This window comes from Paenibacillus sp. J22P218, from assembly GCF_056269195.1.
This window is the reverse complement of the sequence record NZ_JBWDNL010000006.1, coordinates 207225-232445: the sequence shown is the minus strand read 5'-3', so window position 1 is coordinate 232445 and position 25221 is coordinate 207225. Positions and strand designations below refer to the sequence as shown.

At 47.3% G+C, this 25221-nt stretch carries 21 protein-coding genes and 8 tRNA genes; 25 read left to right on the top strand and 4 right to left on the bottom strand.

Annotated features, from left to right (window positions below):
• Window positions 1-30 precede the first annotated feature (30 nt).
• The 3 genes from AC0YN0_RS24740 (at window position 31) to AC0YN0_RS24730 (ending at window position 3721) form a co-directional block, all read left to right on the top strand.
• Window positions 31-2286, top strand: a complete 2256-nt coding sequence (locus tag AC0YN0_RS24740; RefSeq protein WP_475823645.1) for a Tex family protein — start codon at window positions 31-33, stop codon at window positions 2284-2286.
• A 94-nt stretch (window positions 2287-2380) separates the two neighbouring features.
• Window positions 2381-2851 (top strand): Rrf2 family transcriptional regulator, encoded by a 471-nt coding sequence (locus tag AC0YN0_RS24735; RefSeq protein WP_475823644.1) that lies wholly within the window; start codon window positions 2381-2383, stop codon window positions 2849-2851.
• Between the two features lie 195 nt (window positions 2852-3046).
• A complete protein-coding gene (locus AC0YN0_RS24730) occupies window positions 3047-3721 on the top strand; it encodes a nitroreductase family protein (RefSeq protein ID WP_475823643.1) in 675 nt (224 codons plus the stop codon).
• Between the two features lie 96 nt (window positions 3722-3817).
• Here the strand turns inward: AC0YN0_RS24730 and cmpA are convergent, their stop codons facing one another.
• Window positions 3818-3958, bottom strand: coding sequence for a cortex morphogenetic protein CmpA (gene cmpA / locus AC0YN0_RS24725; RefSeq protein ID WP_475823642.1), 141 nt, complete (start codon window positions 3956-3958; stop codon window positions 3818-3820).
• A 78-nt stretch (window positions 3959-4036) separates the two neighbouring features.
• Window positions 4037-4399: a hydrolase/acyltransferase gene (locus AC0YN0_RS24720; RefSeq protein ID WP_475823641.1), complete on the bottom strand. Its 363-nt coding sequence runs from the start codon at window positions 4397-4399 to the stop codon at window positions 4037-4039.
• A 93-nt stretch (window positions 4400-4492) separates the two neighbouring features.
• On the opposite strand from AC0YN0_RS24720, the gene AC0YN0_RS24715 reads away from it, so the two are divergent.
• The 14 genes from AC0YN0_RS24715 (at window position 4493) to AC0YN0_RS24650 (ending at window position 11716) form a co-directional block, all read left to right on the top strand.
• The gene (locus tag AC0YN0_RS24715) at window positions 4493-4972 is read left to right on the top strand and encodes a SprT family protein (RefSeq protein WP_475823640.1); all 480 of its coding nucleotides are present in this window, start codon (window positions 4493-4495) and stop codon (window positions 4970-4972) included.
• A gap of 27 nt (window positions 4973-4999) precedes the next feature.
• Window positions 5000-5075 (top strand) — tRNA-Asn (locus AC0YN0_RS24710).
• A 5-nt stretch (window positions 5076-5080) separates the two neighbouring features.
• Window positions 5081-5171: transfer RNA gene (locus tag AC0YN0_RS24705), tRNA-Ser, on the top strand.
• Window positions 5172-5246: 75 nt separating this feature from the next.
• A tRNA-Glu gene (locus tag AC0YN0_RS24700) sits at window positions 5247-5321 on the top strand.
• Between the two features lie 53 nt (window positions 5322-5374).
• Window positions 5375-5450, top strand: a tRNA-Lys gene (locus tag AC0YN0_RS24695).
• Window positions 5451-5512: 62 nt separating this feature from the next.
• Window positions 5513-5597: transfer RNA gene (locus AC0YN0_RS24690), tRNA-Leu, on the top strand.
• A gap of 346 nt (window positions 5598-5943) precedes the next feature.
• Window positions 5944-6726 (top strand): aldolase/citrate lyase family protein, encoded by a 783-nt coding sequence (locus AC0YN0_RS24685; RefSeq protein ID WP_475823639.1) that lies wholly within the window; start codon window positions 5944-5946, stop codon window positions 6724-6726.
• A gap of 96 nt (window positions 6727-6822) precedes the next feature.
• Window positions 6823-7635 carry a transketolase gene (locus tag AC0YN0_RS24680; protein ID WP_475823638.1) on the top strand — a complete coding sequence of 271 codons (813 nt, stop codon included), beginning with the start codon at window positions 6823-6825 and terminating at the stop codon, window positions 7633-7635.
• Entirely contained in the window at window positions 7625-8569 is a 945-nt protein-coding gene (locus AC0YN0_RS24675) for a transketolase family protein (RefSeq protein ID WP_475823637.1), read from the top strand. Before AC0YN0_RS24680 ends, AC0YN0_RS24675 begins: the two co-directional genes overlap by 11 nt.
• An 8-nt stretch (window positions 8570-8577) precedes the next feature.
• Window positions 8578-10215 carry a glycosyltransferase family 2 protein gene (locus AC0YN0_RS24670; protein ID WP_475823636.1) on the top strand — a complete coding sequence of 546 codons (1638 nt, stop codon included), beginning with the start codon at window positions 8578-8580 and terminating at the stop codon, window positions 10213-10215.
• A gap of 131 nt (window positions 10216-10346) precedes the next feature.
• Window positions 10347-10787, top strand: a complete 441-nt coding sequence (locus tag AC0YN0_RS24665) for a dTDP-4-dehydrorhamnose 3,5-epimerase family protein (protein ID WP_475823635.1) — start codon at window positions 10347-10349, stop codon at window positions 10785-10787.
• A 639-nt stretch (window positions 10788-11426) separates the two neighbouring features.
• Window positions 11427-11501, top strand: a tRNA-Glu gene (locus AC0YN0_RS24660).
• A gap of 5 nt (window positions 11502-11506) precedes the next feature.
• Window positions 11507-11582, top strand: a tRNA-Lys gene (locus AC0YN0_RS24655).
• Between the two features lie 49 nt (window positions 11583-11631).
• Window positions 11632-11716 (top strand) — tRNA-Leu (locus AC0YN0_RS24650).
• Window positions 11717-11767: 51 nt separating this feature from the next.
• On the opposite strand, the gene AC0YN0_RS24645 is transcribed toward AC0YN0_RS24650, so the two are convergent.
• Together AC0YN0_RS24645 and uraA are read right to left on the bottom strand one after the other, a co-directional pair.
• Window positions 11768-12106, bottom strand: a complete 339-nt coding sequence (locus AC0YN0_RS24645) for a L,D-transpeptidase (protein WP_442052313.1) — start codon at window positions 12104-12106, stop codon at window positions 11768-11770.
• Window positions 12107-12251: 145 nt separating this feature from the next.
• Window positions 12252-13562, bottom strand: a complete 1311-nt coding sequence (gene uraA / locus AC0YN0_RS24640; RefSeq protein ID WP_475823634.1) for a uracil permease — start codon at window positions 13560-13562, stop codon at window positions 12252-12254.
• A 292-nt stretch (window positions 13563-13854) separates the two neighbouring features.
• On the opposite strand from uraA, the gene AC0YN0_RS24635 reads away from it, so the two are divergent.
• The 8 genes from AC0YN0_RS24635 (at window position 13855) to AC0YN0_RS24600 (ending at window position 25190) form a co-directional block, all read left to right on the top strand.
• Window positions 13855-15495, top strand: coding sequence for a GAF domain-containing sensor histidine kinase (locus tag AC0YN0_RS24635; protein ID WP_475823633.1), 1641 nt, complete (start codon window positions 13855-13857; stop codon window positions 15493-15495).
• A gap of 29 nt (window positions 15496-15524) precedes the next feature.
• Window positions 15525-16238, top strand: a complete 714-nt coding sequence (locus AC0YN0_RS24630; RefSeq protein WP_475823632.1) for a response regulator — start codon at window positions 15525-15527, stop codon at window positions 16236-16238.
• Between the two features lie 177 nt (window positions 16239-16415).
• Window positions 16416-17042: an FMN-dependent NADH-azoreductase gene (locus AC0YN0_RS24625; RefSeq protein WP_442052316.1), complete on the top strand. Its 627-nt coding sequence runs from the start codon at window positions 16416-16418 to the stop codon at window positions 17040-17042.
• A 140-nt stretch (window positions 17043-17182) separates the two neighbouring features.
• The gene (locus AC0YN0_RS24620) at window positions 17183-17836 is read left to right on the top strand and encodes an SGNH/GDSL hydrolase family protein (RefSeq protein ID WP_475823631.1); all 654 of its coding nucleotides are present in this window, start codon (window positions 17183-17185) and stop codon (window positions 17834-17836) included.
• A gap of 103 nt (window positions 17837-17939) precedes the next feature.
• Window positions 17940-18971: an FtsH protease activity modulator HflK gene (hflK, locus tag AC0YN0_RS24615; protein ID WP_475823630.1), complete on the top strand. Its 1032-nt coding sequence runs from the start codon at window positions 17940-17942 to the stop codon at window positions 18969-18971.
• Window positions 18968-19834 (top strand): protease modulator HflC, encoded by an 867-nt coding sequence (hflC, locus tag AC0YN0_RS24610; RefSeq protein ID WP_442052319.1) that lies wholly within the window; start codon window positions 18968-18970, stop codon window positions 19832-19834. Before hflK ends, hflC begins: the two co-directional genes overlap by 4 nt.
• 170 nt (window positions 19835-20004) lie before the next feature.
• The gene (locus AC0YN0_RS24605) at window positions 20005-21561 is read left to right on the top strand and encodes a response regulator (RefSeq protein WP_475823629.1); all 1557 of its coding nucleotides are present in this window, start codon (window positions 20005-20007) and stop codon (window positions 21559-21561) included.
• A gap of 173 nt (window positions 21562-21734) precedes the next feature.
• Entirely contained in the window at window positions 21735-25190 is a 3456-nt protein-coding gene (locus AC0YN0_RS24600; protein WP_475823628.1) for a glycosyl hydrolase 53 family protein, read from the top strand.
• The last annotated feature ends 31 nt before the right edge of the window (window positions 25191-25221 follow it).

The following is a 25221-nucleotide window of genomic DNA, read 5'->3' as shown; positions in this document are numbered from 1 at the left end:
TTTTAAGCTTGCAGAGGATGGTGTAGAGGATTGGCGGATACAAGTGTACGTAGTGTAGAGGATAGCTCGGAAGAAACAACTGGAAAGTCTAAGTTAACAGCAGAGCAGAAGGCGGCTGAGAGCGATCGCATTATCAAAGGCATTGCTGCCCAGCTTACGATACCTTTATCGAAGGTAAAGTCGGCTGTCAGCCTGCTTGATGAAGGCAATACGATTCCGTTCATTGCCAGGTACCGGAAGGAAATGACCGGCGAGCTTGACGAAAACGATTTGCGTGCTATTGAAGAGAAGCTGCAATATATGCGTAATCTTGAAGAGCGCAAGCGTGAAGTCATCCGTTTAATTGATGAACAAGGTAAGCTGACGGATGCGCTCCGTGCGGACATCGAGAAATCGGTTAAGCTGCAGGAAGTAGAGGATCTCTACCGGCCTTATCGGCAGAAGCGCAAGACGCGCGCGAGCGTGGCGAAGGAACGGGGGCTTGAACCTCTTGCCTTGTGGATATGGTCGCAGCCTCGTCAAGGCGATCCCTTGGCCGAAGCAGTTAAGTACATTAACGTAGATAAAGGCGTAGCTACCGCACAGGACGCGCTGCAAGGCGCAATGGACATATTAGCCGAAAATATCGCTGATGACGCTGCAGTGCGTGCTTGGGTCCGCAAATACACCTTCGATCAGGCAATTATCCGGACGGAAGCGAAGGATGCCTCCGCCGAAACCGTATACGAGATGTATTACAGCTACCAAGAACCGATTCGCAAGCTGCCGCCGCATCGCGTGTTAGCTATCAACCGGGGGGAACGCGAAGAGGTGCTTCGCGTCAACTTCGATCTTGCCGCTGAGCGCATTCACGATTATATTCAACGCAGGCTGCTTCGTGGCGGAACGGCGGCAGCTGTACGGGACGTATTTATAGCCATTATTGAGGATACGTACAAACGGCTGCTTGCGCCATCCATTGAACGCGAGGTGCGCGGCGAGCTGACAGAGAAGGCGGAAGAGCATGCGATATCCATCTTCAGCGAAAATCTCCGCAACCTGCTGCTGCAGCCTCCCGTTCGCGGCAACGTCGTATTAGGCGTCGATCCTGCCTTCCGCACAGGCTGTAAGCTTGCAGTTATCGACGATACCGGCAAGCTGCTAGAAGTGGCGGTTTCTTATCCGACGCCTCCGAACAACAAGGTTGCCGAAGCTGAGCGATTAATAAACGGTCTGATCGACCAATACAAGGTCGAGCTGATCGTTATCGGCAATGGCACGGCTTCCCGGGAGACAGAGCAGTTCATTGCCAATCTCATTAGCAAGCGTAAAGCAGCAGGTTCTGCCGGCGCTGAGCTGAAATATATTATCGTTAATGAAGCTGGCGCAAGCGTATATTCCGCATCGAAGCTTGCAGCAGAAGAGTTTCCGAAGCTAGACGTAGCGGAGCGCAGCGCCGTATCGATCGCGAGACGGCTGCAGGACCCGTTAGCCGAGCTTGTAAAGATTGAGCCCAAAGCGATTGGCGTTGGCCAGTACCAGCATGATGTAAGCCAGAAGCGGCTCGATGAGAGCTTGGGCGGCGTCGTGGAATCGGCCGTTAACCATGTCGGTGTCGACGTTAACACCGCTTCTGCGTCATTACTATCTTATGTAGCCGGAATTAACGCAACGATTGCCCGCAATATAGTCAAATACCGCGAAGACAATGGCCGATTCGCCAAACGTACGCAGCTCCAGAAGGTGCCGCGGCTTGGCGCAAAGTCATACGAGCAATGTATCGGCTTCCTCCGTATTCCGGAAGCGGGCAATCCGCTTGACCGGACAGCGATTCATCCTGAATCGTATGATGTCGTGGACAAGCTGTTCCGGGCATTAGGGCTGGAACTGAAACAGATTGGCACTGAAGCGCTTCAATCGAAGCTGGAGACTATCGACCTGCCAAGCTTGGCGAGCACGTTAGACGTAGGCGTACCGACGCTCAGAGACATCGTAGACAGCCTGCTGCGCCCTGGCCGCGATCCGCGCGAGGAGCTGCCGCCTCCGATCTTCCATACCGATGTGCTTAACCTGGAGGATCTTACTGCCGGCATGGAGCTTCAAGGAACAGTGCGCAACGTAATCGACTTCGGCGCCTTTATCGATATTGGCATTAAAAACGACGGCCTTGTCCACATTTCCCAAATGAGCGATAAGTTCGTGAAGCATCCGATGGATGTCGTATCGGTTGGCGATAATGTAACCGTGTGGGTGCTGGGTGTCGACATTAAGAAGGGCCGTGTCAGCTTAACGATGCGCAAGCCATAAGACGATAATCAAATTCAGCCATAAAGTGGGCTTGCCTGTTCATCGGCAAGCCCACTATAATTTATATATAGCGAATAAGCAGGGGGACGAGAAAATGAAGGAGAGCAACATGGATAAAGAACGATGCGCGAACGTAGCACCTCATAGATGGTTCGGTTTATCTTTGCAGGCGCTCGTCATTTTGGCTCAGAAGCCGAATATTTGTCCAAGTGCTGAGATTGCAAGCCGTCTAGATGCAGATGCTACGCTGTTGCGCCGTGTGCTTGTTAAGCTGGCGCGAGAGAATCTTATCGAGACAAGAGAAGGACGTGACGGCGGTTATCGTCTCAAGCGATCGCCTGAATCGATTACGCTTGCTGACGTATATACGGCGCTTAAAGTGGGTGAGCCGCTATGCAGCAATATGCTGGATACGGCAAGCTCGCAAGAATTCGGCTTGGAGATGAAGGCAGCCTTCACTGAAATTGCAAGCGAAGTAGAACGAAAAACTCTCGAGGCGCTTCAGCCCTATACGATTGCAGATTTAGCACAACGTGCATTTACGCTTCCAACTAATGCAAGCTAATTTCCTAAAGTAAGTTAATTGACAAATAAATAAGGCCAGCATATACTGTTCTTATAAAAGTTACAGTTCATGCACATTTAACTATGTGAAGTACAGCACTGTTATTGCTGATACTAACTATGCGCAATTCTGCGCAGTTAATGCTGTTGATAACTGTGCATCCTAAAACACAGATACAAAATGGAGGAGACCATTATGACAACAACACAAATTGATTCCCAAGTTCAAGTATCAACGAAAGATGCAACAGAGCCATCCTTTGCTAACGTTTTGCACAGCCGCCGTTCCGTACGCAAATATGACAGCAGCCACGTTGTCTCTGAGCAAGAAATTCGCGAACTGCTGGAAACAGCAACGAAAGCACCATCTTCATCCAACATGCAGCCTTGGCGTTTCTTAGTCGTTACGGACCCGGAATTGAAGCAAAAACTAGTGCCGATTGCCTTCAACCAACAACAAGTTGCTGAAGCATCAGCTATCGTTATTGTGCTCGGCGATTTGGAGATGTATAAGCTTTCTGAACAAATTTACGGGGCTGCAGTTGAAGCAGGCTATATGTCTAAAGAAGTAGCTGACAACTTTGTTGCCAACTCGACCAAAATGTACCCTTCGTTGCCTGCTGACCGTTTGCAATCGCTCGTTGCATTCGATACGGGACTTGTATCGATGCAGCTTATGCTCGCAGCTCGCGCGAAAGGTCTAGATACCGTACCAATGGGCGGCTTCAACCGCGATCAACTAAAAGAATTTTTCGGCATCTCTGAGCGTTATATCCCTACTTTGATGCTTCCAATCGGCAAAGCATCGGCTGAAGGCCATCCTTCTACGCGTCTTCCTATTGACGAAATTACGTTCTTCAACAAAATGTAATTCCACTCCTTGCATTATCCCCATACAAACAAACCGGCTTTCTCTCATCGTAGAGAAAGCCGGTTTTTATGTCCGAACAAGCTGGAAGCACAGGTCTTACAAGCTTGTGCTGCTGTCTTGTTCCTTCGGACCTTGTTTGCTGCGATAGAAGTACCAGCAGTCGTTAAGCAGCTTGATCTGCCGGCGATCCTTCTTCTGAAATGCGCGCATTAATTGATTGCAAAGCCATTGAGGCATATGCGTTCGTCCCCTTCCGAGCCCAACATGTTGTAATACTACAATATGGGGCAGGGCGGACGTCCGTGCAGGTCCACACTAATTGCCTTGCTCTTCCTCATACTCCTCATACCATTGCTCAAGCTGAGCTTGAAGCGCGCGAATCTCGGTTAACAGCGAAATAAGCGGGTACGACTTTTCTTGCACTGCTGAGAAATCAGCCTCAAGCTCGTTAATGTAGGCTAGTCCGCTTACGATCGAGATCGAGTTGTCGTGGAGCTCGACCGCGTCGCATTCCGCGACTGCGTAAGGCAGACTAGGTACGCGATCAGCCGTTAGCTTGTCGATTTCTTTATGAAGGCGCAGGTTAAGCGCACTGAGCTGATAAGCATGGGATTCGGGCATTTCAACGAAGAGTATTGTTTCATTTTGCTTCATAAGGACGTAACGCATTGTTGCCATAAAATGTTCTGGACTCCCCTCGATTATAACATTCCTACTTGACAGTGTAGCGTATCGTACCTTTAAAATTCAAGTAGTAGGGGGAGAATAACGATGAATGATGAGACGCTGCAGCAATGGGTCGAGCAAATATCGATGGCATCCTTTGGACGAGCCTTCACACACCGCGCGACGTTCAACAGCCGATTAAAGGCGACGGGCGGTCGTTACTTTACCCGTACGCATAACATCGAGATAAGCCCGCATCAATTGTCTGCTTACGGACGAGAAGAAACTGAGAAGATCATCAAGCATGAGCTATGCCATTATCATTTGCATATTCTGAGGCGCGGCTATAAGCATCGGGATGCAGACTTTAAGCAATTGCTTGCCCATGTGGGAGGATCACGTTATTGTCAGTCGCTGCCGGAGCGCACCGAACGTCAGGCTAGGCCGTATCGCTATAAGCTTGTCTGCTCCAAATGCGGGTTTGAATATATGCGCAAGAAGAAGCTTGATCCGGCCAAATACGCATGCGGCAAATGCCGTGGAAAATTAATCATGATAACGCTTGACAATAAAATTGAACCGTGATAAATTATTACTTGTCACTTTTACTTTTCCCTGATAGCTCAGTTGGTAGAGCACTCGACTGTTAATCGAGTTGTCACAGGTTCGAGTCCTGTTCGGGGAGCCAGATTTGGAGAGATACCCAAGTGGCTCAAGGGGACCCTCTGCTAAGGGGTTAGACTGCGTAAGTGGTGCGAGGGTTCGAATCCCTCTCTCTCCGCCACGATTTTTTTTCAAGTGATGCAACGGGAAGACCGTTCAGCCGGTCTTTTTTCTTTGCCACATTCATGCTTAACAAGGCCCGTTGGTCAAGGGGTTAAGACACCTCCCTTTCACGGAGGTAACAGGGGTTCGAATCCCCTACGGGTCACCATTTCAGATTTATCGCTTGTGAAGCAGCTCTCTAGAGTTGATCAACATTCATGAGAGCCATTAGCTCAGTTGGTAGAGCACCTGACTTTTAATCAGGGTGTCGAAGGTTCGAGTCCTTCATGGCTCACCATTTGCTTCAACCCTCGAAGTGAATGGAAATGAAGGAAGCGAAGAAGCAACAATTTCATATGTGCGGTAGTGGTGGAACGGCAGACACGCTATCTTGAGGGGGTAGTGTCCCATGGACGTGCAGGTTCAAATCCTGTCTACCGCACCATACAAATCATTTATAAAGCCCTTGCGCCGCAAGGGCTTTTTTATTTTTTCTTTTTCTGATGCATAATGTCTTTGAAGGCTATAGGGATGTTGTTGACGAATTGTTGACGAGAATGGCAATGGATAAACCTTATATCCGGGTAGTAGTCCGTGAACTCGGAAAGCCGTCAAGGTTTCTGTCATGCTAGAGATTAATTGTAGCCATTCTTCAGAAGCTGCTATTTATTTTTCCCCGTTACAGATTAATCAATAAAATCAATAAAAAAAATCACGTCAAAGTAACTATTTTGAGATAAGTAAGAACTCATTGCTTCTCGTAAGTTACTGTCTGTAGAAAGGGAACATTGATGAACGATTTATTTTCATTACTACTATTTTCAACAAAACCGGAGCTTATTCCTGATGCTGCAAACGCTGGAATTGATAGTATCGTTGTTGATTGGGAATATATTGGTAAATATGAAAGACAACAGTTCGCCGATACTGAAATTAATCAACATACGGTAGATGATTTGCGGAGAGTGCGACAAATGACAACTGCCAAAGTGATTTGCCGTATAAACGGTTTCTACTCACATTCAGCGGTAGAAGTTGAAAATGCCATATCGGGAGGGGCAGATGAGATACTCCTGCCGATGGTTCGGACCGTAGAAGAAGTAGAACTAATTTTGAAGTGGGCTAACAGGCGATGTGATGTCGGGATATTAATTGAAACAGAAGCAGCTATTCGACAAGCCCGTGAGTTAGCGCAATTGCCGCTTTCCCGTGTTTGCGTAGGCTTGAATGACCTAGCTATTGAAAGGAGAACGCCACATATTTTTACAGCGCTGATTGACGGAACGGTTGAGACAATAAGACCTTATTTCAAAGATATTCCTTTCGGTTTTGGAGGACTTACATTACCGAATCATGGTTTCCCTATATCGTGCCAATTGCTGATTGAAGAGCTAACGAGGCTTCAGTGTAATATAAGTTTTTTGCGAAGATCGTTTCAAAAGGATGTTCAATTAAAAAATCTGAAACAAGGCGTTCAACAAATTCGAAAAGCGCTGGAACTGGCTAAATATCGATCATTTCAACAAATGGAGAGGGACAAGGAGGCCTTGTATACGCGGATAAATCAGTTATAAACTTCCTGTTCCTATCGATGCGATTGTCTAATTGGAATAGTGAACTTTTGAAAATTCAGATATAATGGTAAAAACATTATTTGCGGGAGTATTAATATGAACAGTATACAGCTAGCTTGGAAAATAAGAAGACATGCTATAGAAATGACGCATTTATCAGGAGGCTCCCATATTGGGTCAGTGTTTTCAATAGCGGATATTATAGCGGTTTTATACAATGATATTATGACGATATTTCCTGAAAATCCAAGAAACGATCTGCGTGATAGGTTTATCCTTAGTAAAGGACATGCTGGCGCAGCCGTATATGCGGTATTAGCAGAGAAAGGTTTTTTTGATGTCCGTGAACTTGAGAGCCACTATTCAAACGGGAGTAAGCTTTCTGGACATGTATCACATAAGGACGTGCCTGGAGTGGAGCTATCCACAGGCTCTTTGGGTCACGGTATTTGTGTAGGGGCTGGCATGGCATTAGCAGCAAAACGTGATAAGAAGAAGCACTCTGTTTTCGTTATTGTTGGTGATGGAGAGTGCAATGAAGGTTCCGTATGGGAAGCAGCGCTTTTTGCGAATCACTATAGATTATCAAACTTAACTGTCATTATTGATCATAATAAAATGCAAAGTTTAGATTTTTGTGAGAATACAATCGAACTTATCGATTTAGCGGCTAAATGGAAAGCGTTCGGTTGGAATGTTACCGAGATCGATGGTCATGACCATAAAGAGTTAAAAAGTGCACTAAGTAGACAGCATGATGAAAAACCAAACTGTGTTATAGCTAACACTATAAAGGGTAAAGGTGTTTCTTTTATGGAGAACGATATATTATGGCACTATAAAGCCCCGCTAGGGGAAGACTATTTCAATGCCATCAAGGAGTTGGAGCTGCAATACAATGAGAAATAAATTTGTAGAAACTATTTTGAAATTTGCCGAAACCGATCCGAATTTATTTTTAATAACTGGTGATGTAGGATTTGGTGTGTTAACCGATTTTAGGAATCAATTTCCCGATAGATTTATTAATGCAGGTATCAGCGAGCAAAATATGACTTCCGTAGCAGCAGGGATGGCTATGGAGGGGAAAACAGTATTTACGTATTCCATCGCTAATTTCCCGACTGCTAGGTGCTTTGAGCAAATTAGGAATGATGTAGCCTATCATAAAGCTAATGTGAAGATTGTTGCGGTAGGTGGAGGTTTTTCCTACGGAGCTCAAGGGATGAGTCATCACGCTACAGAAGATATGGCTATCATGAGGGCGTTGCCAGAAATGACAGTGTTTGCTCCTTGTGATCCGGTTGAGACGGAAGAAGTTACAAAGTACGCGGTGGGAATGGCTGGGCCGGTGTACATCCGTCTTGGAAGAGGTGGTGAAAAAAATCTGCACGAAGAAGGTGTTGATGTAAGTATCGATGTACTGAGGGCAAATGTATTGAAGAATGGCCGGGACACTGCTATTTTTGTAGCAGGAGCAATTGCAAATGAAGCACTGGATGCGGCGATCAAATTAGAATTGCAAGGTGTGAGCTGTGCTGTCTATTCCTTTCCATCCGTGAAACCTATTGATTCAGCGACAATCCTTGGAGTTGCTGCCAAGGTGGATTATATTTTCACGTTAGAGGAACATAATATCGTTGGAGGTTTTGGAAGTGCCGTCTCAGAGGTGATTGCTGAGTCTGCTGTTAAGGCAGTTGTTGTAAGGATGGGTTTAAACGATGTATATACGAGTGCCGTTGGTTCGCAAAATTATTTAAGAGCGGTATATGGAATCGATGCAAATACCATTTCTTTGAGAATTTATGAAAAAATTCGCAACAAGCTTGATGAAAATCAGTAGGAGGAATTATGCCAAAGGTTTCAGTTATTCTAACATCATATAACCATGAAAAATATATAGGTAGAAGTATCGAGAGTGTATTAAACCAGACATATACAGATTATGAATTAATCATTGTTGATGATTGCTCAACCGATAATTCCTTGCAAATTATAGAAAGCTACGATGATGAAAGAATCGTAACGATCAGAAATGAAAAAAACATAAGGCATGAAGGTTTTTATAATGCGATTAAAAGCGCTACAGGTAAATATCTTGCCGTACATCATTCTGATGATGTTTGGGAGAAAGAGAAGTTGGAAAAGCAAGTAGCATTTCTTGATAAGAATGAACAATGTGCAGCAGTATTTACTTTAGTAAACATAATTGATGAGAATGGAGAACCTTATCAAAATACTAACAATTTTTATTCTGAAATTTTTGAACGTGTGAATAGAACGAGGTTTGAGTGGTTAAACCACTTTTTTTATCATGGTAATTGTTTATGCCATCCTAGTGTGTTAATAAGGAAAGAGTACTATGAGGAATGTGAACTGTTTGATTATGGCTATGCACAAACCCCGGACTTTCTGAAATGGGTTAAAGTATGTTCAAAATATGATATTCATATACTGCAAGAAAAATTAGTTAAATTCAGGGTGTTTAATAATGAATCAAATACGAGTGGTTCAAGACCGGTAGTAATTATTAGGGCACGATTTGAAAATTTTAATATTTTAAAACGGTTTTTGGCGATACAAAACCCGGCTGATTTTATTGAAATATTCCCACAGGCTAGAGAGTATTACATTAACAATGAGATGGTTATCGAATATGCGCTTGCAATGGTTTGCCTAGAGCAAAATACTCAAGACATTCATAAATTATTCGGATTAAATTTACTTCTAGAACTAGTGAATGATAAAGAAAAAGCGTTAAAAATTAAGGAACTTTATAATTTTACATATATGGATTTAATAAAGGAATCCGGAACGCATGATATTTTTAAATGCATATCCGAGGATCTTAAGTTAAATACGAATTTATATTTAAATTTTAGCAATGGCTATACCGATGAATATAAAATAAGTGAATTTATAGTTTCTCAAACTATGTTCAGTGACTATTCGGTGTTATTCAATATAAAAAGTTTTAAAGAGGAAAAATCGATTGATAAGCAAGTACTTAATTTACGATTTGATCCGATTGAAGGACAAGCTGTTCGTTGTAAAATATTACATGTTGAAACGGATGGAATTTATCAAGGGGTTAGATATTATAATGCCACGTCGGAGCAAAATGGTTATGACATATTTTTAACGATAGACCCAATTTATGAATTGCTGGGGGATTTTAGAGAAGCTACGTATATAAAAATAAATTTTAAGCTTGAGCGTATTAAGCAATACGAGATATTTGAACTGTTTAACGCAAAAGAATTACGGCAACATAATGAAATAGCGCAAAAGAACAACGAAATAAATAAAATGAACAATGAAATAGCGCTAAAGAACAGCGAAATAATAGAAATGAACAATGAAATAGCGCAAAAGAAGAGCGAAATAGCACAAAAGAACACTGAGATAAATAGGTTCCTGGAATCAAGATCATGGAAAATTACAAGATTGCTTAGAGATTGTAATCGAATTATTAAAAGGTTTAAATAAACCAGGGTTCCGCAATGTCTAATTACACTAGACTTAACTTGACATGCACAGCTTGCATCGGTAAAATTAGTAAAGTTTTTGATTGCTGACATAACTATCTAGGTAGAACAATTTAAATTGGAGGGATATCTATGGAAGGCGTAAACGTGATACCAACAAAGAAGATTGTAAATGATAGAGGGTTCCTACAAGAGGTACAAAGAAATGATGAAACTACATATCCTGGATTTGGCCAAGTCTATATTACAGCTACTAATCCTGGATTTATTAAAGCATGGTACAGACATCATATACAGACCGATCAAATCTCTTTAGTATCAGGAGAAATGCTGGTTGTTCTTTATGATTCTAGAGAAGGGTCTGCTACTCGTAATGAAATTAAGGAAATTATACTTAACGAAGAGAATCCTATGCTCATACAAATTCCAACCGGGGTTTGGCATGGATTCAAAACGATTGGTGACAAGCCGGCTCTCCTACTTCACTTAAATACAGTTCCTTATAACTTTGAGAATGTAGACGAGGATAGACTACCTATTGATGACCCAACCATTCCTTATCTTTGGAGTTAACAATCCTAGGATTGTTGTGCATGTTCAGTTTGATCTGCGGCAGTTCTTTATAGCCATGATTCATCTCCACCAAATGTAGAACCACATCAGTATGATGATGTGGTTTTTGTTATTCCTCGACAGTACGATACGAATACGAAATTAGCACCAAATAGGTCTGGCAGTTGTACTGGCAAGGAACGGAGTACTGGTTCCGATCCACGGTAGTAGGCGGGCGCGTGCTTTCCGTGGTGAGCTAGGTACTAACGAACCAAGCGAATTTATGAGTGTCGAGACGGTTTTCGAACATTTCGGAATATTGCGTCATACGCCGCACACCACACTGGCTAGTTACATATGAAGAGGACGAATGTCCGAAAGACTTACAGAAGTAGGCTTCCGAGCATTCAATATTATCAATGAGCTCGTATAGCCTCGCAACTATTTAGCAGTTTTACGACCGCAAATCTACAAGGCTTAGACCGCAAACGCGCAAGCTCATGAAAGGAAAACCGCAAAGACGTTGTAACAAGTCCGCAAAAGGTTGATGGAAGAATATAGATGAAGAGTTTTTTTGAAAAAAGGCTTGTATGTTGATAGTTTGTTTGCTATAATCATTTTTGTTGTCTCAAGGGAATGTGAATTCCTAATGCAATTTAAGGCCCGTTGGTCAAGGGGTTAAGACACCTCCCTTTCACGGAGGTAACAGGGGTTCGAATCCCCTACGGGTCACCATTTACGAGCCATTAGCTCAGTTGGTAGAGCACCTGACTTTTAATCAGGGTGTCGAAGGTTCGAGTCCTTCATGGCTCACCATTTGTTTCTTCCCTCGAAGCGAATGCAGTGAGAAGGCAACACAATATGTGCGGTAGTGGTGGAACGGCAGACACGCTATCTTGAGGGGGTAGTGTCCCATGGACGTGCAGGTTCAAATCCTGTCTACCGCACCATACTTATTCAAACCCGATCCTTGCTCAAGCAGCAAGGATTTTTTTGTTATTTCAAGGTCGTATCGTAACGCGTGTACGGACGGGGACAAGCTTGGATAGCGCGACGACATCGTCGTTGTACATTCGAATACAGCCATGCGATACAAGATGGCCTATCGAGGAAGGATCGTTGGTTCCGTGTATGCCATAGTGAGGCTTTGAGAGCCCCATCCAGAAGGCACCGAATGGTCCGCCGGGATTGGCTTGTTTATTGATGATCGTAAACTCGCCGGTCGGCGTCTGTGTAACCATCGTACCGATTCCGACAGGAAACGAGCGTACGACGATATCATCATCCAGCAAATGAAGCATTCGGTCAGACAGGTCAACAATAATCCGATATGCGGGCATAGGTTGCACCCTCCTTTGCTTCATCGTATGAAGGCATATGTGAGGAGGCTTAGACGCTCGAAGGCGATACAAGCCTGTTTTTGCGTGGTATATGCGGTCAGACAAAGTAAAAAGGACGAAGCATGATTGCTTCGTCCCTTTTACTTTAATGTTTTGTAGCTTCTGTATCGTTAGAGAGTTTCAATACTTCGAACACCTTGAACAGCAGGCTGAGCACGATCGCCACCACTGTGGCAAGCGCCATGCCCGACAGCGAGAAGTCGCCGAAAGTAACCTTCACGCCGCTCAGGCCCGTAACGAGAACGACGGTTGTTAGGAACATATTCGTCGGTCTTCCATAGTCGATCTTCGATTCGACGAGCATACGCAATCCGGAAGCCGCGATGACCCCGAAGAGCAGCAACGATATCCCGCCCATAACGGGAACGGGAATGCCGGAGATGAGCGCCGAGAATTTGCCGGAGAACGATAGAAGGATCGCTAGCACGGCAGCTCCGCCAATGACGAAGGTGGAGTAAACTTTCGTAATGGCCAATACGCCGATGTTCTCTCCGTATGTTGTATTCGGCGTTGAGCCTACGAAGCCGGAAATGATCGTTGAGATACCGTTGCCGAGCAAGGAGCGGTGCAGACCAGGCTCTTTGGACAGGTCCTTCTCCACGATATTGCTTGTTACGACCAAATGTCCGATATGCTCGGCTATGACGACGAGCGAGGCAGGCAGTATGGTTAATATTGCAGCCCATTGGAAAACAGGCGCCGTGAATGTCGGCGACTGAATCCAGCCGCTATCGCCTACTAGCGTAAAGTCGGTGAGCCCCATTGCAAAAGCAAGGACATAACCGACTACGATGCCGATCAAGATTGGAATGATGCGCAGGAAGCCGCGGAACAGTACGGACCCGAGCACGGTTACTGCGAGCGTGATCGTGGACAGAATAACAATACTGCCGTCAGGCGACCAGCTTGACGCTTCCTCCGGCGTAAGTCCGTCCGGCATAATCCAGCCTGCCATCTTGGCAGCTACCGGTATTAGCTCCAAGCCAATAACCGCTACGATAGCGCCCATTGCTGCTGGCGGGAATACGACGTTAATCCAGCTTGTCCCGGCTGCTTGAACGATAAGGGCAACAATCGTGAACACGACACCGGCTGCGATGAAACCTCCAAGAGCTGCCGCATAGCTGCCGCCGCCAGCCGCTTGGTCGCCGATAACAGCGCCGGCGGGGGCGATAAAGGCGAAGCTGGAGCCGAGATAAGCAGGGATTTTACCTTTGCAAATCCATAAATATAACAAGGTGCCGATCCCGTTCATCAATAGACAAATGGCAGGATCGACGCCAAGCAGATTCGGTACGAGCACAGTCGAGCCGAACATAGCGAACAAATGCTGAAGGCTAAGCATAATGCTTGTGCCGATAGCCGGTCTTTCATTAACACCAATTACATTTTTCATAATCGAAAATCCTCTCAATTGTAGTGCAAGCTGAGCTCGCTAATGGAACATTCCGTAGGCCAATAAGATTGGTAATAAAAATGGCCCTTGATGATTCTACATAGGTTAGTATTGTTTTGGCAAGCGTTTTCTAATAATATTCGACATTATTCTCGTTTTATCGAGTTACTTCGCTTCTCGGAAAAAAGTAGTACGAGGTGAAGAATAGACGTCGACGATGCCAGTTGTGAAACGGTATACTGGCTTATATACGATAAAGTAAGCGGCGATTACGATAAGGAGTGCGTTGCTGATGTCTAGCGAAAATAGAACGAACCAGCTGTCCGCGCTCAAAGAAATTGCGGAGCTGCTGAATACGACGAATGATATGAAGCAGATGCTGAGCGAGGTGCTTGGGAAGCTTCTGCAGGTGACGGGCTTTAGTACGGGCTGGATCTTTATGATGGATGAGTCGATGGAGAGCGAATGCCAAGCTGCTTATGGACTGCCTCCGGCGTTGGAGGCGAACGGGCAGGAGGCTATGTGCGGAGAGGATTGCTGGTGCATCGAGCGGTATAGGCGCAACAAGCTGCATCATGCGGTAAATACAATTGAATGCAAACGGATTACATACGCAATTGCCGAAGGGCTCGAGGAGGGAACGCTCGGCATTTCGCATCATGCCACGGTGCCGCTGAAGGCGGGCAAAGACAAGTTCGGTCTTCTCAACGTGGCACATCCCGGCAAGGAATGTTTTACAGAGGACGAACTGGCACTTCTGCAGGCCATTGCTTTTCAGATCGGAACGGCAATAAAGCGAATCAGGCTTTATCAGTCGCAGGAGCAGAATGCGCTGCATTATTCGAAGCTTAGCGACGTCATACAACGGATTCACGCAATCGGCGTCATTAATGAGCTTCCCATCAAAGCGGTGCAAGAAATCGGCAATGCGTTCAATTGGCCGCATGTGTCGCTATTCATATACGAGAACGAGGAGTTGTCCCTACGAGCGTTCTATACCGAAGGCGAGGCTCACGAGGAGTGGAAGTCGCTCAGCATCGATGACAACGGGCCGATTAGCACGGCCTTCCGCCAAAACAAGCTGTTCATCGTGTCGAATGCGGAGCATATAGCCTGTCCTTCACTGGAGCGGGTTGGCATTCCGCTTTATTCCTCGGCTGCGGCCATTCCGCTTCGCGTGCGAAATCGCTCGATCGGCGTACTGTTTATCAGCAGCCCAATCCGCGGACATTTTGATGAATATCATGAGGACTTTATGTACTCGCTGGGCGATCACTATACATTATGCGTCGAAAATTTGCGCGTCTACGAGCAGAGGCGCGAACTGGCGCGCATGGAGGAGCGAAATCGCGTGGCAAGGGATTTGCACGATTCGGTCATGCAGAAGGTATTCTCCTTATCGTTCATAGCCAAGGGAGCGGAGACGCTGTTGCAGGACAGAGAAGGAAATGTTCGCGCATCGTTGAAAGAAATACAGCAGTTGTCACAGGAGACGCTGAAGGAGATGCGGTCGCTTATTTGGCAGCTGCATCCGGCCGGTCTTGAGAACGGCTTGCTTAGCGCCCTAAAACAGCATGGACAGAGCATGGGACTAACCGTATATGAGCAAGTTAGCGGCCTGAAACAGCTTCCGAGAGCTGTTGAAGAAGCGTTATGGCGCATCGGGCAGGAAGCGCTCAATAATGTCCGCAAGCATTCGGGAATATCGACCGCCTACATCAAGCTTGTGCTTGCTGAAGGAGAGGTTGCACTTGAAGTAATGGACAAGGGAAACGGCTTTTCTCTCGATAATAGAAAGGGCGGTTTGACGCTTGGCATGCTGTCGATGCGTGAGCGTGCGGAGCAGCTCGGGGGGCAATTCAACGTAAGGAGCAATCTGGGGGGACCAACCGTTATCGCGGTTAAGATGCCGCTTGATCAATATGAATCATAGCTATTATGAGCAAGGAATGAGGAGTTACCGTGAAGATCAAACTATTGTTAGTCGACGATCACCAAATCGTATTGAAAGGCATTTCCTTCTTCTTGACGATGCAGCCTGATTTCGAAATTGTAGGGGAAGCGGGGAACGGGCAGGAGGCGGTGGAGAGGGCGGATAAGCTGCAACCAGACGTTATTCTAATGGATTTGAATATGCCCGTCATGGATGGCATTGAGGCATGCGGCCTCATAACCGCGCAATACCCTCATATCAAGGTGCTTGTTCTTACGAGCTATGCGGATCAAAGCCATGTCGTGCCTGCGCTCCAGGCGGGAGCGTCTGGCTACATTCTGAAGGATGTCGAGCCGGAGCAGCTCGCTGAGGCAATCCGCAGCGCGCATAAGGGCAATATTCAGCTTCATCCCGATATTGCGGGAGCGCTGCTGACGCAGTTTAAACCACATGGACAAGGGCTTGACGAAGCGGAAGGCACGTCTATGGATATGGGAGACGGAAGCGTTACGGATTTCCAGCCAGCAGAGCGCCACGAATCGCTCACGCCGCGCGAGAAGGAAGTGCTCCAGCTTATTGCTCAAGGTCTTAGCAACAAAGATATTGCCCAATCGCTCGTCGTCGCCGAGAAGACGGTCAAGACGCATGTCAGCAATATTTTGGGCAAGCTGCAGCTCTCGGACCGGACACAGGCCGCATTATATGCGGTCCAGCATCATATGAACGGCGGTACGAAGCCGTAGAGACTCATAAGGTCTTAAGACGATAGTCGTAAGACTAGTCCTAATCGATGATGACGAAGAAGGACTTGATTTTCAGTCTAATTGCCGATGCGTCGCTCCAACAAACTATATAAAATAAAGTAAGTACTACAAAGTACGAAACTAATAAAATATATAGATATTATTGGAGGTTACAAAATGAGCACTATACTGTTCGTTAAAGCAAACGACCGTTCGATCGAGCAAGCTGTCAGCGTGAAACTATACCATGCGTTCTTGGATGCTTATAAAGCAAGCCACCCAGAGGATACCATTATCGAGCTTGACCTGTTCCAAGAAGAACTGCCTTACATGAACGCCGACATGATCAACGGCAACTTCAAGGCACCGCGCGGAATTGACATGACGCCTGCTGAGAAAGCGGCTTTCGATGTTGCTGCCAAATATATCGATCAATTCCTTGCTGCCGACAAAGTCGTATTCGGCTTCCCGCTTTGGAATCTTACAATTCCAGCTGTATTGCACACGTACATTGACTACATCTACCAAGCGGGCAAAACGTTCAAATATACGGAGCAAGGTCCAGTCGGCCTTATTCCTGACAAGAAAGTCGCTCTTATTAACGCAAGAGGCGGCATCTACTCCGAAGGTCCTGCTGCAGCTGCAGAAATGTCGTTGAACTACGTTCGCAACATTATGAGCTTCTTCGGCGTAACTGACTTCTCGACGATTATCGTTGAAGGCCACAACCAACTGCCTGGCCAAGCGGCTGAAATTATTGAACAAGGCATCAACAAAGCCAAAGAAGAAGCACTTGTATTCTAATTCGGATATGAAGCGGGTCCCGCCGTCCAAGCGACGCGGGGCCTGTTTTTTTTTGAGGTATTTTAGGTCTATTTTGAAATGTACAGCTAGTATATAATGATCTTGAAAAATACATATTCGTTTAAGGGGAATGATTGCGGATGGGGAAAAGCAAAGTCGTATTGTTTCAGGGCGACTCCATTACGGATGGCGGAAGAGGGAGAAACGACGATCCAAATCATGTGCTTGGACATAGCTACGCCTACATTGCTGCCGCCGAGCTGGGCAGAGAGTTCGCCGAAGCGCAGCCCGTGTTCTATAACAGAGGCATTAGCGGCAACCGGGTCTCCGACTTATACGCGCGTTGGAATGAGGATGCTTTCAGCTTGAAGCCGGACGTCATCAGCATTATGATCGGCGTGAACGATGCATGGCGTATCGTGAACGAAGAGCCGACGGGCGTAACCGACCGGTTCGAGCGGGCTTATCGCCACTTGCTTGAAGAAACGAAGGAAGTGCTGCCGAATGTGCAGCTTGTATTGTGCGAGCCGTTTATATTGAAAACAGGCGCTACGGAAGAGCGTTGGAACGTGTGGACGGAGCAGTTAGAACGATATCAAGCCATCGTTCGTAGTCTGGCCATTGAATTCGGGGCTATATTCGTACCGCTGCAACAGACGTTTAACGATGCATGTGAACGCGCGGAAGCGAAGTATTGGATATGGGATGGCGTGCATCCGACGACAGCAGGGCATGATCTGATAGCCCGGGAATGGCTGAAGGCTGTTAAGGATGGCGGAATTACTTTTGATTAGAAAAATGAGACTTTTGGGCATCTAAATCCGTATTACCCCTCATAAGCTTAACATCACAGAGGGGAGAGATGTCATTCTGAGCAACTTGGACGGTTATACAAATGTGGAGAGCAATAATCGTAAGCCAGAGCCGCTAAAGCCAGGAACGGTGAAAAAAGCGATTCTTATCGCGGCTGCCGTAATCGTAGTCATTTATCTTGGTTTCTCGTCATTTTATACGGTGCAAGAGCAAGAGCGGGCCGCCATCCTAACGTTTGGCAAGTATACGAGCGAGGAGTCGGCGGGGCTCCACTTCAAATGGCCTTATCCGATTCAGGAAGTCATTACGGTAAAGGCCGAGCTGACGCAGCGCATCCATATCGGTTATCGTCAGAATGGAGATACGGTTACGCCGGTTGAAGAAGAGGCGCTTATGATCACCGGAGACGAAAATATCGTTTCCGCGGACGCGGTCGTGCAGTGGAAAATTAGCAACATTCACGATTATCTCTACAACATTGACGATCCGGAAAATTTTCTTCGCAATGCGGCCAGCTCATCGATTCGCTCGGTTATCGGTTCGGAGAAGCTGGATTACGCGATTACGGACGGCAAAACCGTCATCCAGGATAAAGTGCGGGAGAAGCTGCTGGAGCTTCAGTCGAAGTACAAAACCGGCATTCAGATCATCGATATTAAGTTCCAGGACATCGAGCCGCCGAGCGGACAGGTCGAGGAAGCGTTCCGCGAAGTAACGAACGCGCGCGAGGAGAAGAACACGAAGATCAATAACGCCGCGAAATACGAGAACGATCGCATTCCGAAGGCCCGCGGCGAAGCGCAGGCGCTTCTCGAGAACGCGGAAGGCCAGAAGAAGTCGCGGATCCTGAACGCGGAAGGCGACGTCGCCAAGTTCAACGCGATTTACGGCGAATACAAGAATAATCCGAACGTCACGCAAAGCCGCTTGATTCTGGAGACGCTTGAGAAAATATTGCCGAATGCCCAAATTTTCATAACGAATTCGGGTAGCGATACGGTCAACTATTTGCCGCTTAACGAGTTGCTCAAAGGCGGCAGCACGGCCAAACAGCCTGAAACGACGAACCCTGCGACATTGCCGCAGCAAACTCCTCAAGGAGGTGACGCGCAATGAAGCGCAATCAGTGGATCATGATCATTTCAGCGGTCGTGCTGCTCATACTGGTGTCCGGATCCATGTTTATCGTCAAGGAAGGCGAATACAAGGTCGTTCTGAAGTTCGGGGAAGCCGTCAGAGCCGAGAGCAATCCGGGACTGAAGTTCAAGCTGCCCTTCATCGAAAACGTATCTTCGTTGCCAAAGTATCAGATGACCTATGAAAGCAATCCAACTTCGATTCTGACGAAGGACAAAAAACCGATTATCGTCGACAACTACACGGTGTGGCGCATCACGAATGCCGAGCAATTCCTTCGTACCGTCCAGTCGGTCAGCGGAGGCGTCCAGCGTATAGACGAAGCCGTGTACAACTCCGTACGCCGCAAGCTGTCGGAAGTCAACTACGACAACATCATTAGCGAAAAAACGGAGCGCGGGAACATTAACGACGAGATTACGAAAGATGTTACGGCTGCCCTAACGAGAGACAACTACGGCATCGAAGTGATCGATGTCCGCATTAAGCGCACCGATTTGCCGGAAGGCAACAAGCAGAGCGTATACAACCGTATGATATCCGACCGGCAATCGATTGCGGCCCGTTACCTTTCCGAAGGCGACGAGGAATCGCGCAAAATCACGTCCAAAGCGGATCGTACCGCCACCGAGCTTCTGGCGCAAGCGGAGTCGGACGCGAAGAAGATCATTGCCGAAGGCGAGAAGGAAGCCGCGAAAATTTATAATGAGGCTTACGGCAAGGACGCGCAGTTCTACAGCCTGTATCGCACATTGGAGAGCTACGTGACAACCTTGAAGAACGAGCCGGTCATTATGCTGCCGATCGATTCGCCGTACGCGAAGATTTTATTAGGACAGTAATCAGCATTTAGAATCTTGAGGCCAAGCGAAGGGATATCCTTTGTTTGGCTTTTTTTGTTGTTTGCCTGAAGCAGCTATTTATTTATTGCAGACGATCGTATATGATTTGAGCAATAATAAGGCAAGACGACTGAACACTTTGAGATGAGGCATAAGGAGGTACGTCTGGCATGAATGTGCTGCTAGTCGACGATGAAGCAATAGATTTGGAATGGCTGCGGCGAAGAGTCGCAGGCAGCTCGCTGCCGCTTAACGTAATTGGAACAGCTAATAGCGGCTTTGCCGCGCTAAAGATTATGGAGTCGGAGCAGATCGATATTATATTATCGGATATCAGGATGCCGATTATGTCGGGGATCGACTTTGCGCGTAAGGCGAAGGAGATCAATCCGCAAGCACAGCTCGTCTTTATTAGCGGACATGAGGATTTCAGCTACGCGAAGGAAGCTCTGCATCTGAACGCATCAGGCTATTTGTTAAAGCCGGTGGACGATGGAGAACTCTATGACATGCTGGCATCGCTTTGCAGCAAGGTCGAGCAGGAGCGGGAGCGTCATCGCAGTGTAGAGGAGGCGCTGTCTCTTGTGAACCAGGAGCTGCTGTTGCGCTGGTTCAACGACGCCGTTCACGACGAGCCGCAGGAGCATATTAAACCGTTCGTGGAGCAGCTGCTTCGAATAGGGACCTCTGTCGCAATTATCGAGCGAGATGATGTGGAGTGGAAGCTGACGGATGAAGAGCGCAGATCACAGCTCGCCCAGCATGCCCAATTCGTGCTGCAATTCGTGCGCGATCATCATATCGGGACACTCATTGTAGCGCATAATTCTCGAATTGTTCTGTTATCCGGCATGCATGACGATCGTTTAGGGACACTGCTTCAGGAGCTCATTCAAGCGGTTCGCGCCGAGTTCCCGATCACCATCACAATAGGCATTGGAATGCATGCGGCAGATTTCGGACAGCTTCGTGAATCGTACAGACAAGCAGAGGCAGCGCTAAGCGCGAAGTGGCTGCTGGGCAAAAACAGACTCATTAAGGATGTCTCGCAATCGTCGAGCCGCCGCGCTCTCGCACCAAACGTGGAGGAAAGCGTCAACCAGATGCTTCAAGCGATTTTGGAATATGATTTGGTGCTCGTTGATGACTGCTTGCTGCGGCTGTTCAACGACAACGTCACCATCGCGCACAAAAATGATATTTACGATCTCATCATTCGAATTACGTCCAAGCTGCATGCTGATTTGCTCCAACGGAACGAGAATTTGTACGATTTGCTTAAGTGGGACTCGCACCAGCCGGCCGTGCTGTTCCAATTCGAGACAATGGATGATATTTTGTCGTGGCTGCGAAGAAGATTTTTTGAGCTTTCGGAGCTGTTGTATGTCAAAGGGCAGAAGCAGAAGCGCAAGCTATTCGAGGAAATTGCGCAGTATGTGGATGATCACCTTGAGCATCGTATTACGCTGAAGGAGGTCGCGGCTCACTTCGACTTCACGCCGAACTACCTCGGTCATCTGTTCAAGGAGGAGACGGGAACGCTGTTCAGCGACTTTCTTAATGAGCGCAGGATGAACAAGGTATGCACGCTGCTCGCCGATCCGACGCTTAAGGTATACGAAATAGCCGAGAAGGTCGGATACAAAAACATTATCTACTTCAATCGCCAATTCAAACAATCGACAGGCATGACGCCTGGGGAGTACCGGAAGAAAAACAAAATATAGAGTTAAATCGCGTCGGAACAGGTTATGACCCTGCTCCGGCTTTTTTTATTGCAAAAAAGCTTGCAGAAAAGTGGGAAATCGTAGAAATGGTATTAGTTTTAGTTGCTTTCCTCGATGTCCAAGCGGCTTGCCGGAGAACTACAATTAGAGCATTAACGATAAGGGGGATAACAATGGAAGCGATATGGCGCAAACGAATCATTCTAGTCATCCTATTTATGCTAACGCTTACAACGGTTGCAGGAATGGGACCAGGCATACGTGTATCTGCGCTTGAGGGCCCGAATAAAGTGCAGAACGGGGGCTTCGAGAGCGGTGATTTGACGAATTGGGTAGTATCCGGCTCACATTCGACGAGCAAAGCTAGCAACGACAATGCGGGGAAAAAGCATTCCGGCAGCTACGGTTACGAATATTGGAATGCGGCAGCTTACACGTTCAGTCTAAAACAAACCATTACCGGCATAGATAACGGCACGTATGAGCTGCGAGCATGGGTATCGGGCGGTGCTGACGAAGGAGCAAATCCTGCATTATCGCTATATGCCGACGACTTCGGAGGCAGCAAGCTGAGCACGCCCGCTGCCAATAACGGCTACGGCAGCTGGAATCAATACAAAGTAAGCAACATTGTGGTTACGAATGGGCGGGTGGAGATTGGCATCGCGGTGGATGCGCCAGCGGGGGCATGGGGTTATTTCGATGATTTCGAGCTCGTAAGAACGGATGTCGAGGGCGAGCCTTTGGACCCCGAGGACTTCATCAAAGGCGTAGACATCTCGACGCTGCAGGCGCTTGAGGATAACAACATCAAGTTCTATGAGGAAGGAATCGAGACAGATTTGCTCGATATCTTGAAGAACCATGGCGTCAACTATGTGCGCCTGCGGTTATGGAATAACCCGGTCGAAGCCGACGGCTTTAACGACAAGGCGCACTTGATCGAGATGGCGCAACGGGTCAAGGCAGCCGGCCTTAAGCTGCTGGTCGACTTCCATTACTCGGACTTCTGGGCCGATCCGGGCAAGCAGGTGAAGCCGAAAGAATGGGAGAACAAAACCTTCGCCGAACTCCAAACTGCCGTATACGATTATACGGAAGACGTGCTGAATGATTTGGCGGATGTTGATGCATATCCCGATATGGTGCAGGTAGGCAATGAGATCAACAGCGGCATGCTGCTGCCGGATGGAGCTATTGGCCGATACGATCAATTAGCTCAGCTTTTGAAGGCGGGCATACAGGGTGTTCGCGATACGACACCAGATGGTCATGATACGAAAATTATGCTGCATTTGGCTGAGGGCGGAAATAATTCTGCATTCCGTTATTTCTTCGATAAAGCGGAGGAAAACGAGCTTGATTACGATGTGATCGGCATGTCGTATTATCCTTATTGGCACGGAACTTTCCAGCAGTTGAAGACGAATATGAACGATATGGCTGCCCGTTACGGCAAACAAATCGTCGTAGCGGAAACCGCTTATCCGTACACGCTCGACAATGCCGATGACCTCGGTAACATCGCAACGGAAGCACAGACTGACATCGCAGGTTTCGAAGCATCGGTCGCGAATCAAAAGCTCGTCACGGAGATGGTGCTTAATACAGTAGCGAATGTCGATGGCGGCATGGGTCTTGGCGCCTTCTACTGGGAGCCGGCATGGCTTGCTGGAGTAGGCTGGACATCGGGTGAAGGAAATGGTTGGGAGAATCAAGCGATGTTCGACTTTGAAGGCAATGCGCTCGATTCCCTGGACGCTTTCCTTTATACGCCGGGCAGTCTGGGAGATGCTGAGCCGGTGCTTGTATATCCGTCCATGGGGCTGACGACGCCGAAGGGTGCTCCGGTTAATCTGCCTGCAACGGCGAAGGTTCTCTATAACGAAGGGACGATTCGAGAAACTCCCGTTATTTGGGATGAGATAGACGATTCGAAGTGGAATACACCAGGTAAATTCACGATTAACGGTACGGTAGATGGCCTTGAACAACAGGCAAGCATCGAGATCACGGTACTTCAATTTGCGAACAACGTCAAAAATGGCGGCTTTGAGAACGGAGACTTAAACCACTGGACGATAGAGGCTACCCCTGATGCGGGTAAAATCGAGGAAAATGCGGGGAATTCGCATTCCGGCAGCCATGTTTTCAACTACTGGTACGGAACAGATTATGCTTATAAGCTAAAGCAAACGATCACTTCGCTGCCGAAAGGCACTTATACATTGAAGGCATGGGTGTCTGGAGGAGCGGGCGAGACGAAGTTTAAACTATTCGCCCAGAAGAATGAATCGCAAGCGCCTCTTACCGTTGATATTGTCAACGAAGGTTATAACAACTGGAAACAGTACGAAATCGAAGGGATCGTCGTTAACAACGGGAAGCTTACAATCGGCTTTGACGTTGAAGCTCCAGCCGAAACATGGGGATTCATTGACGATGTCGAGCTGATGATGACGGAGAAAGCCCCTTCTAGCACAGACAATGGAGCATCCGGCGAAGTTGTCGATGCGGATACGAATACGGTTAATCTTACCCGCGAACAGCTGCAGCAGGATGGACAGGGTAATCTTTCGGTAAAGATTCCTGCGAATGTTACCTCTGTAGAGATTCCATCGAGTCTCTATAATCTTCTAGAGAAAGGAACGCTCAAGCTTAGCAATGGAAAGACAGCGTTAGAGATTCCGGCATCAGTATTGACGGAGCTGCGCAATAAGCTTGGCGAGCTAGCAGCTGGTACGGGAAGCATTATAACCATTTCACTTCAGCCGATAGACAGCAGCAAGCTTAATGCGATGTTGTCGCAGAACGGTTCGGCGCTTGCGAATACAGATGTGAAGCTGCAAGGCAGCGCCTTCGACTTCAAACTGTCGATTCGCAGCGAGGCAGGGAATGAGGCAGTGCTGACCCAGTTCAGCCAGCCCCTTGTTTTGCGGATCGCATCTGCTTCTTCTGCTCCTTACAGCGGTATCTATTATGTTAGTGAAGATGGCAAACTGACGTATGTAGGCGGCGAATGGGCGAATGGCGAGTGGACAACTGAGATTGAACATTTTAGCGCATACGGGGTGCTAGAAGTCATTAAACGGTTTAATGATGTGCCAGCTGGACATTGGGCATATGGCTCGATCACGGAGCTTGCTTCCAAGGACATCGTTAAAGGAGTATCGGCAGCAGCATTCGAGCCGGGTCGAGCGATTAGCCGGGCTGAATTTACATCAATGCTAGTGAGCGCGTTAAATCTGAGCGAAAGTACGTTATCAAATCGTTTCGAGGATGTTCTGTCATCTGCTTGGTATGCGTCTGCTGTTAACGCTGCGTTTCATGCAGGCATTATTAAAGGCCGCAGCGAGACATCCTTTGATCCAGATGCGCTGATCTCGCGGGAAGAGATGGTCGTGATGCTGATGAAGGCTTACGAGCTTCAACTAGGCAAGAACGCATCTGTAGAAGCCGTGCTGCCATTCTCGGATTCGAATCAAATAAGCGGCTGGGCGTTAGAGGCGGTGAAGTCGGCTTATGGGCTGGAATTGCTCAAAGGCCGAACAGATTCGGGCTTCGATCCTCAGGCTTCATTAACTCGCGCGGAGTCGGCTGCGGTTGTATATCGATTGCTTAGCAAATAACGATAGGCAATGGTGAATTAGTATATTTGAT

Bases quoted from the DNA above. Each gene is read 5' to 3' on its own strand.
- AC0YN0_RS24605 (WP_475823629.1), top strand. From the start codon at position 20,005: ATGAATGTGCTGCTAGTCGACGATGAAGCAATAGATTTGGAATGGCTG.
- AC0YN0_RS24715 (WP_475823640.1), top strand. From the start codon at position 4,493: ATGAATGATGAGACGCTGCAGCAATGGGTCGAGCAAATATCGATGGCA.
- AC0YN0_RS24680 (WP_475823638.1), top strand. From the start codon at position 6,823: ATGAACAGTATACAGCTAGCTTGGAAAATAAGAAGACATGCTATAGAA.
- AC0YN0_RS24720 (WP_475823641.1), bottom strand. From the start codon at position 4,399: ATGGCAACAATGCGTTACGTCCTTATGAAGCAAAATGAAACAATACTC.
- AC0YN0_RS24665 (WP_475823635.1), top strand. From the start codon at position 10,347: ATGGAAGGCGTAAACGTGATACCAACAAAGAAGATTGTAAATGATAGA.
- AC0YN0_RS24600 (WP_475823628.1), top strand. From the start codon at position 21,735: ATGGAAGCGATATGGCGCAAACGAATCATTCTAGTCATCCTATTTATG.
- AC0YN0_RS24635 (WP_475823633.1), top strand. From the start codon at position 13,855: ATGTCTAGCGAAAATAGAACGAACCAGCTGTCCGCGCTCAAAGAAATT.
- AC0YN0_RS24730 (WP_475823643.1), top strand. From the start codon at position 3,047: ATGACAACAACACAAATTGATTCCCAAGTTCAAGTATCAACGAAAGAT.
- AC0YN0_RS24670 (WP_475823636.1), top strand. From the start codon at position 8,578: ATGCCAAAGGTTTCAGTTATTCTAACATCATATAACCATGAAAAATAT.
- AC0YN0_RS24685 (WP_475823639.1), top strand. From the start codon at position 5,944: ATGAACGATTTATTTTCATTACTACTATTTTCAACAAAACCGGAGCTT.
- AC0YN0_RS24735 (WP_475823644.1), top strand. From the start codon at position 2,381: ATGAAGGAGAGCAACATGGATAAAGAACGATGCGCGAACGTAGCACCT.
- uraA (WP_475823634.1), bottom strand. From the start codon at position 13,562: ATGAAAAATGTAATTGGTGTTAATGAAAGACCGGCTATCGGCACAAGC.
- AC0YN0_RS24620 (WP_475823631.1), top strand. From the start codon at position 17,183: ATGGGGAAAAGCAAAGTCGTATTGTTTCAGGGCGACTCCATTACGGAT.
- hflC (WP_442052319.1), top strand. From the start codon at position 18,968: ATGAAGCGCAATCAGTGGATCATGATCATTTCAGCGGTCGTGCTGCTC.
- AC0YN0_RS24645 (WP_442052313.1), bottom strand. From the start codon at position 12,106: ATGCCCGCATATCGGATTATTGTTGACCTGTCTGACCGAATGCTTCAT.
- cmpA (WP_475823642.1), bottom strand. From the start codon at position 3,958: ATGCCTCAATGGCTTTGCAATCAATTAATGCGCGCATTTCAGAAGAAG.
- AC0YN0_RS24625 (WP_442052316.1), top strand. From the start codon at position 16,416: ATGAGCACTATACTGTTCGTTAAAGCAAACGACCGTTCGATCGAGCAA.
- AC0YN0_RS24675 (WP_475823637.1), top strand. From the start codon at position 7,625: ATGAGAAATAAATTTGTAGAAACTATTTTGAAATTTGCCGAAACCGAT.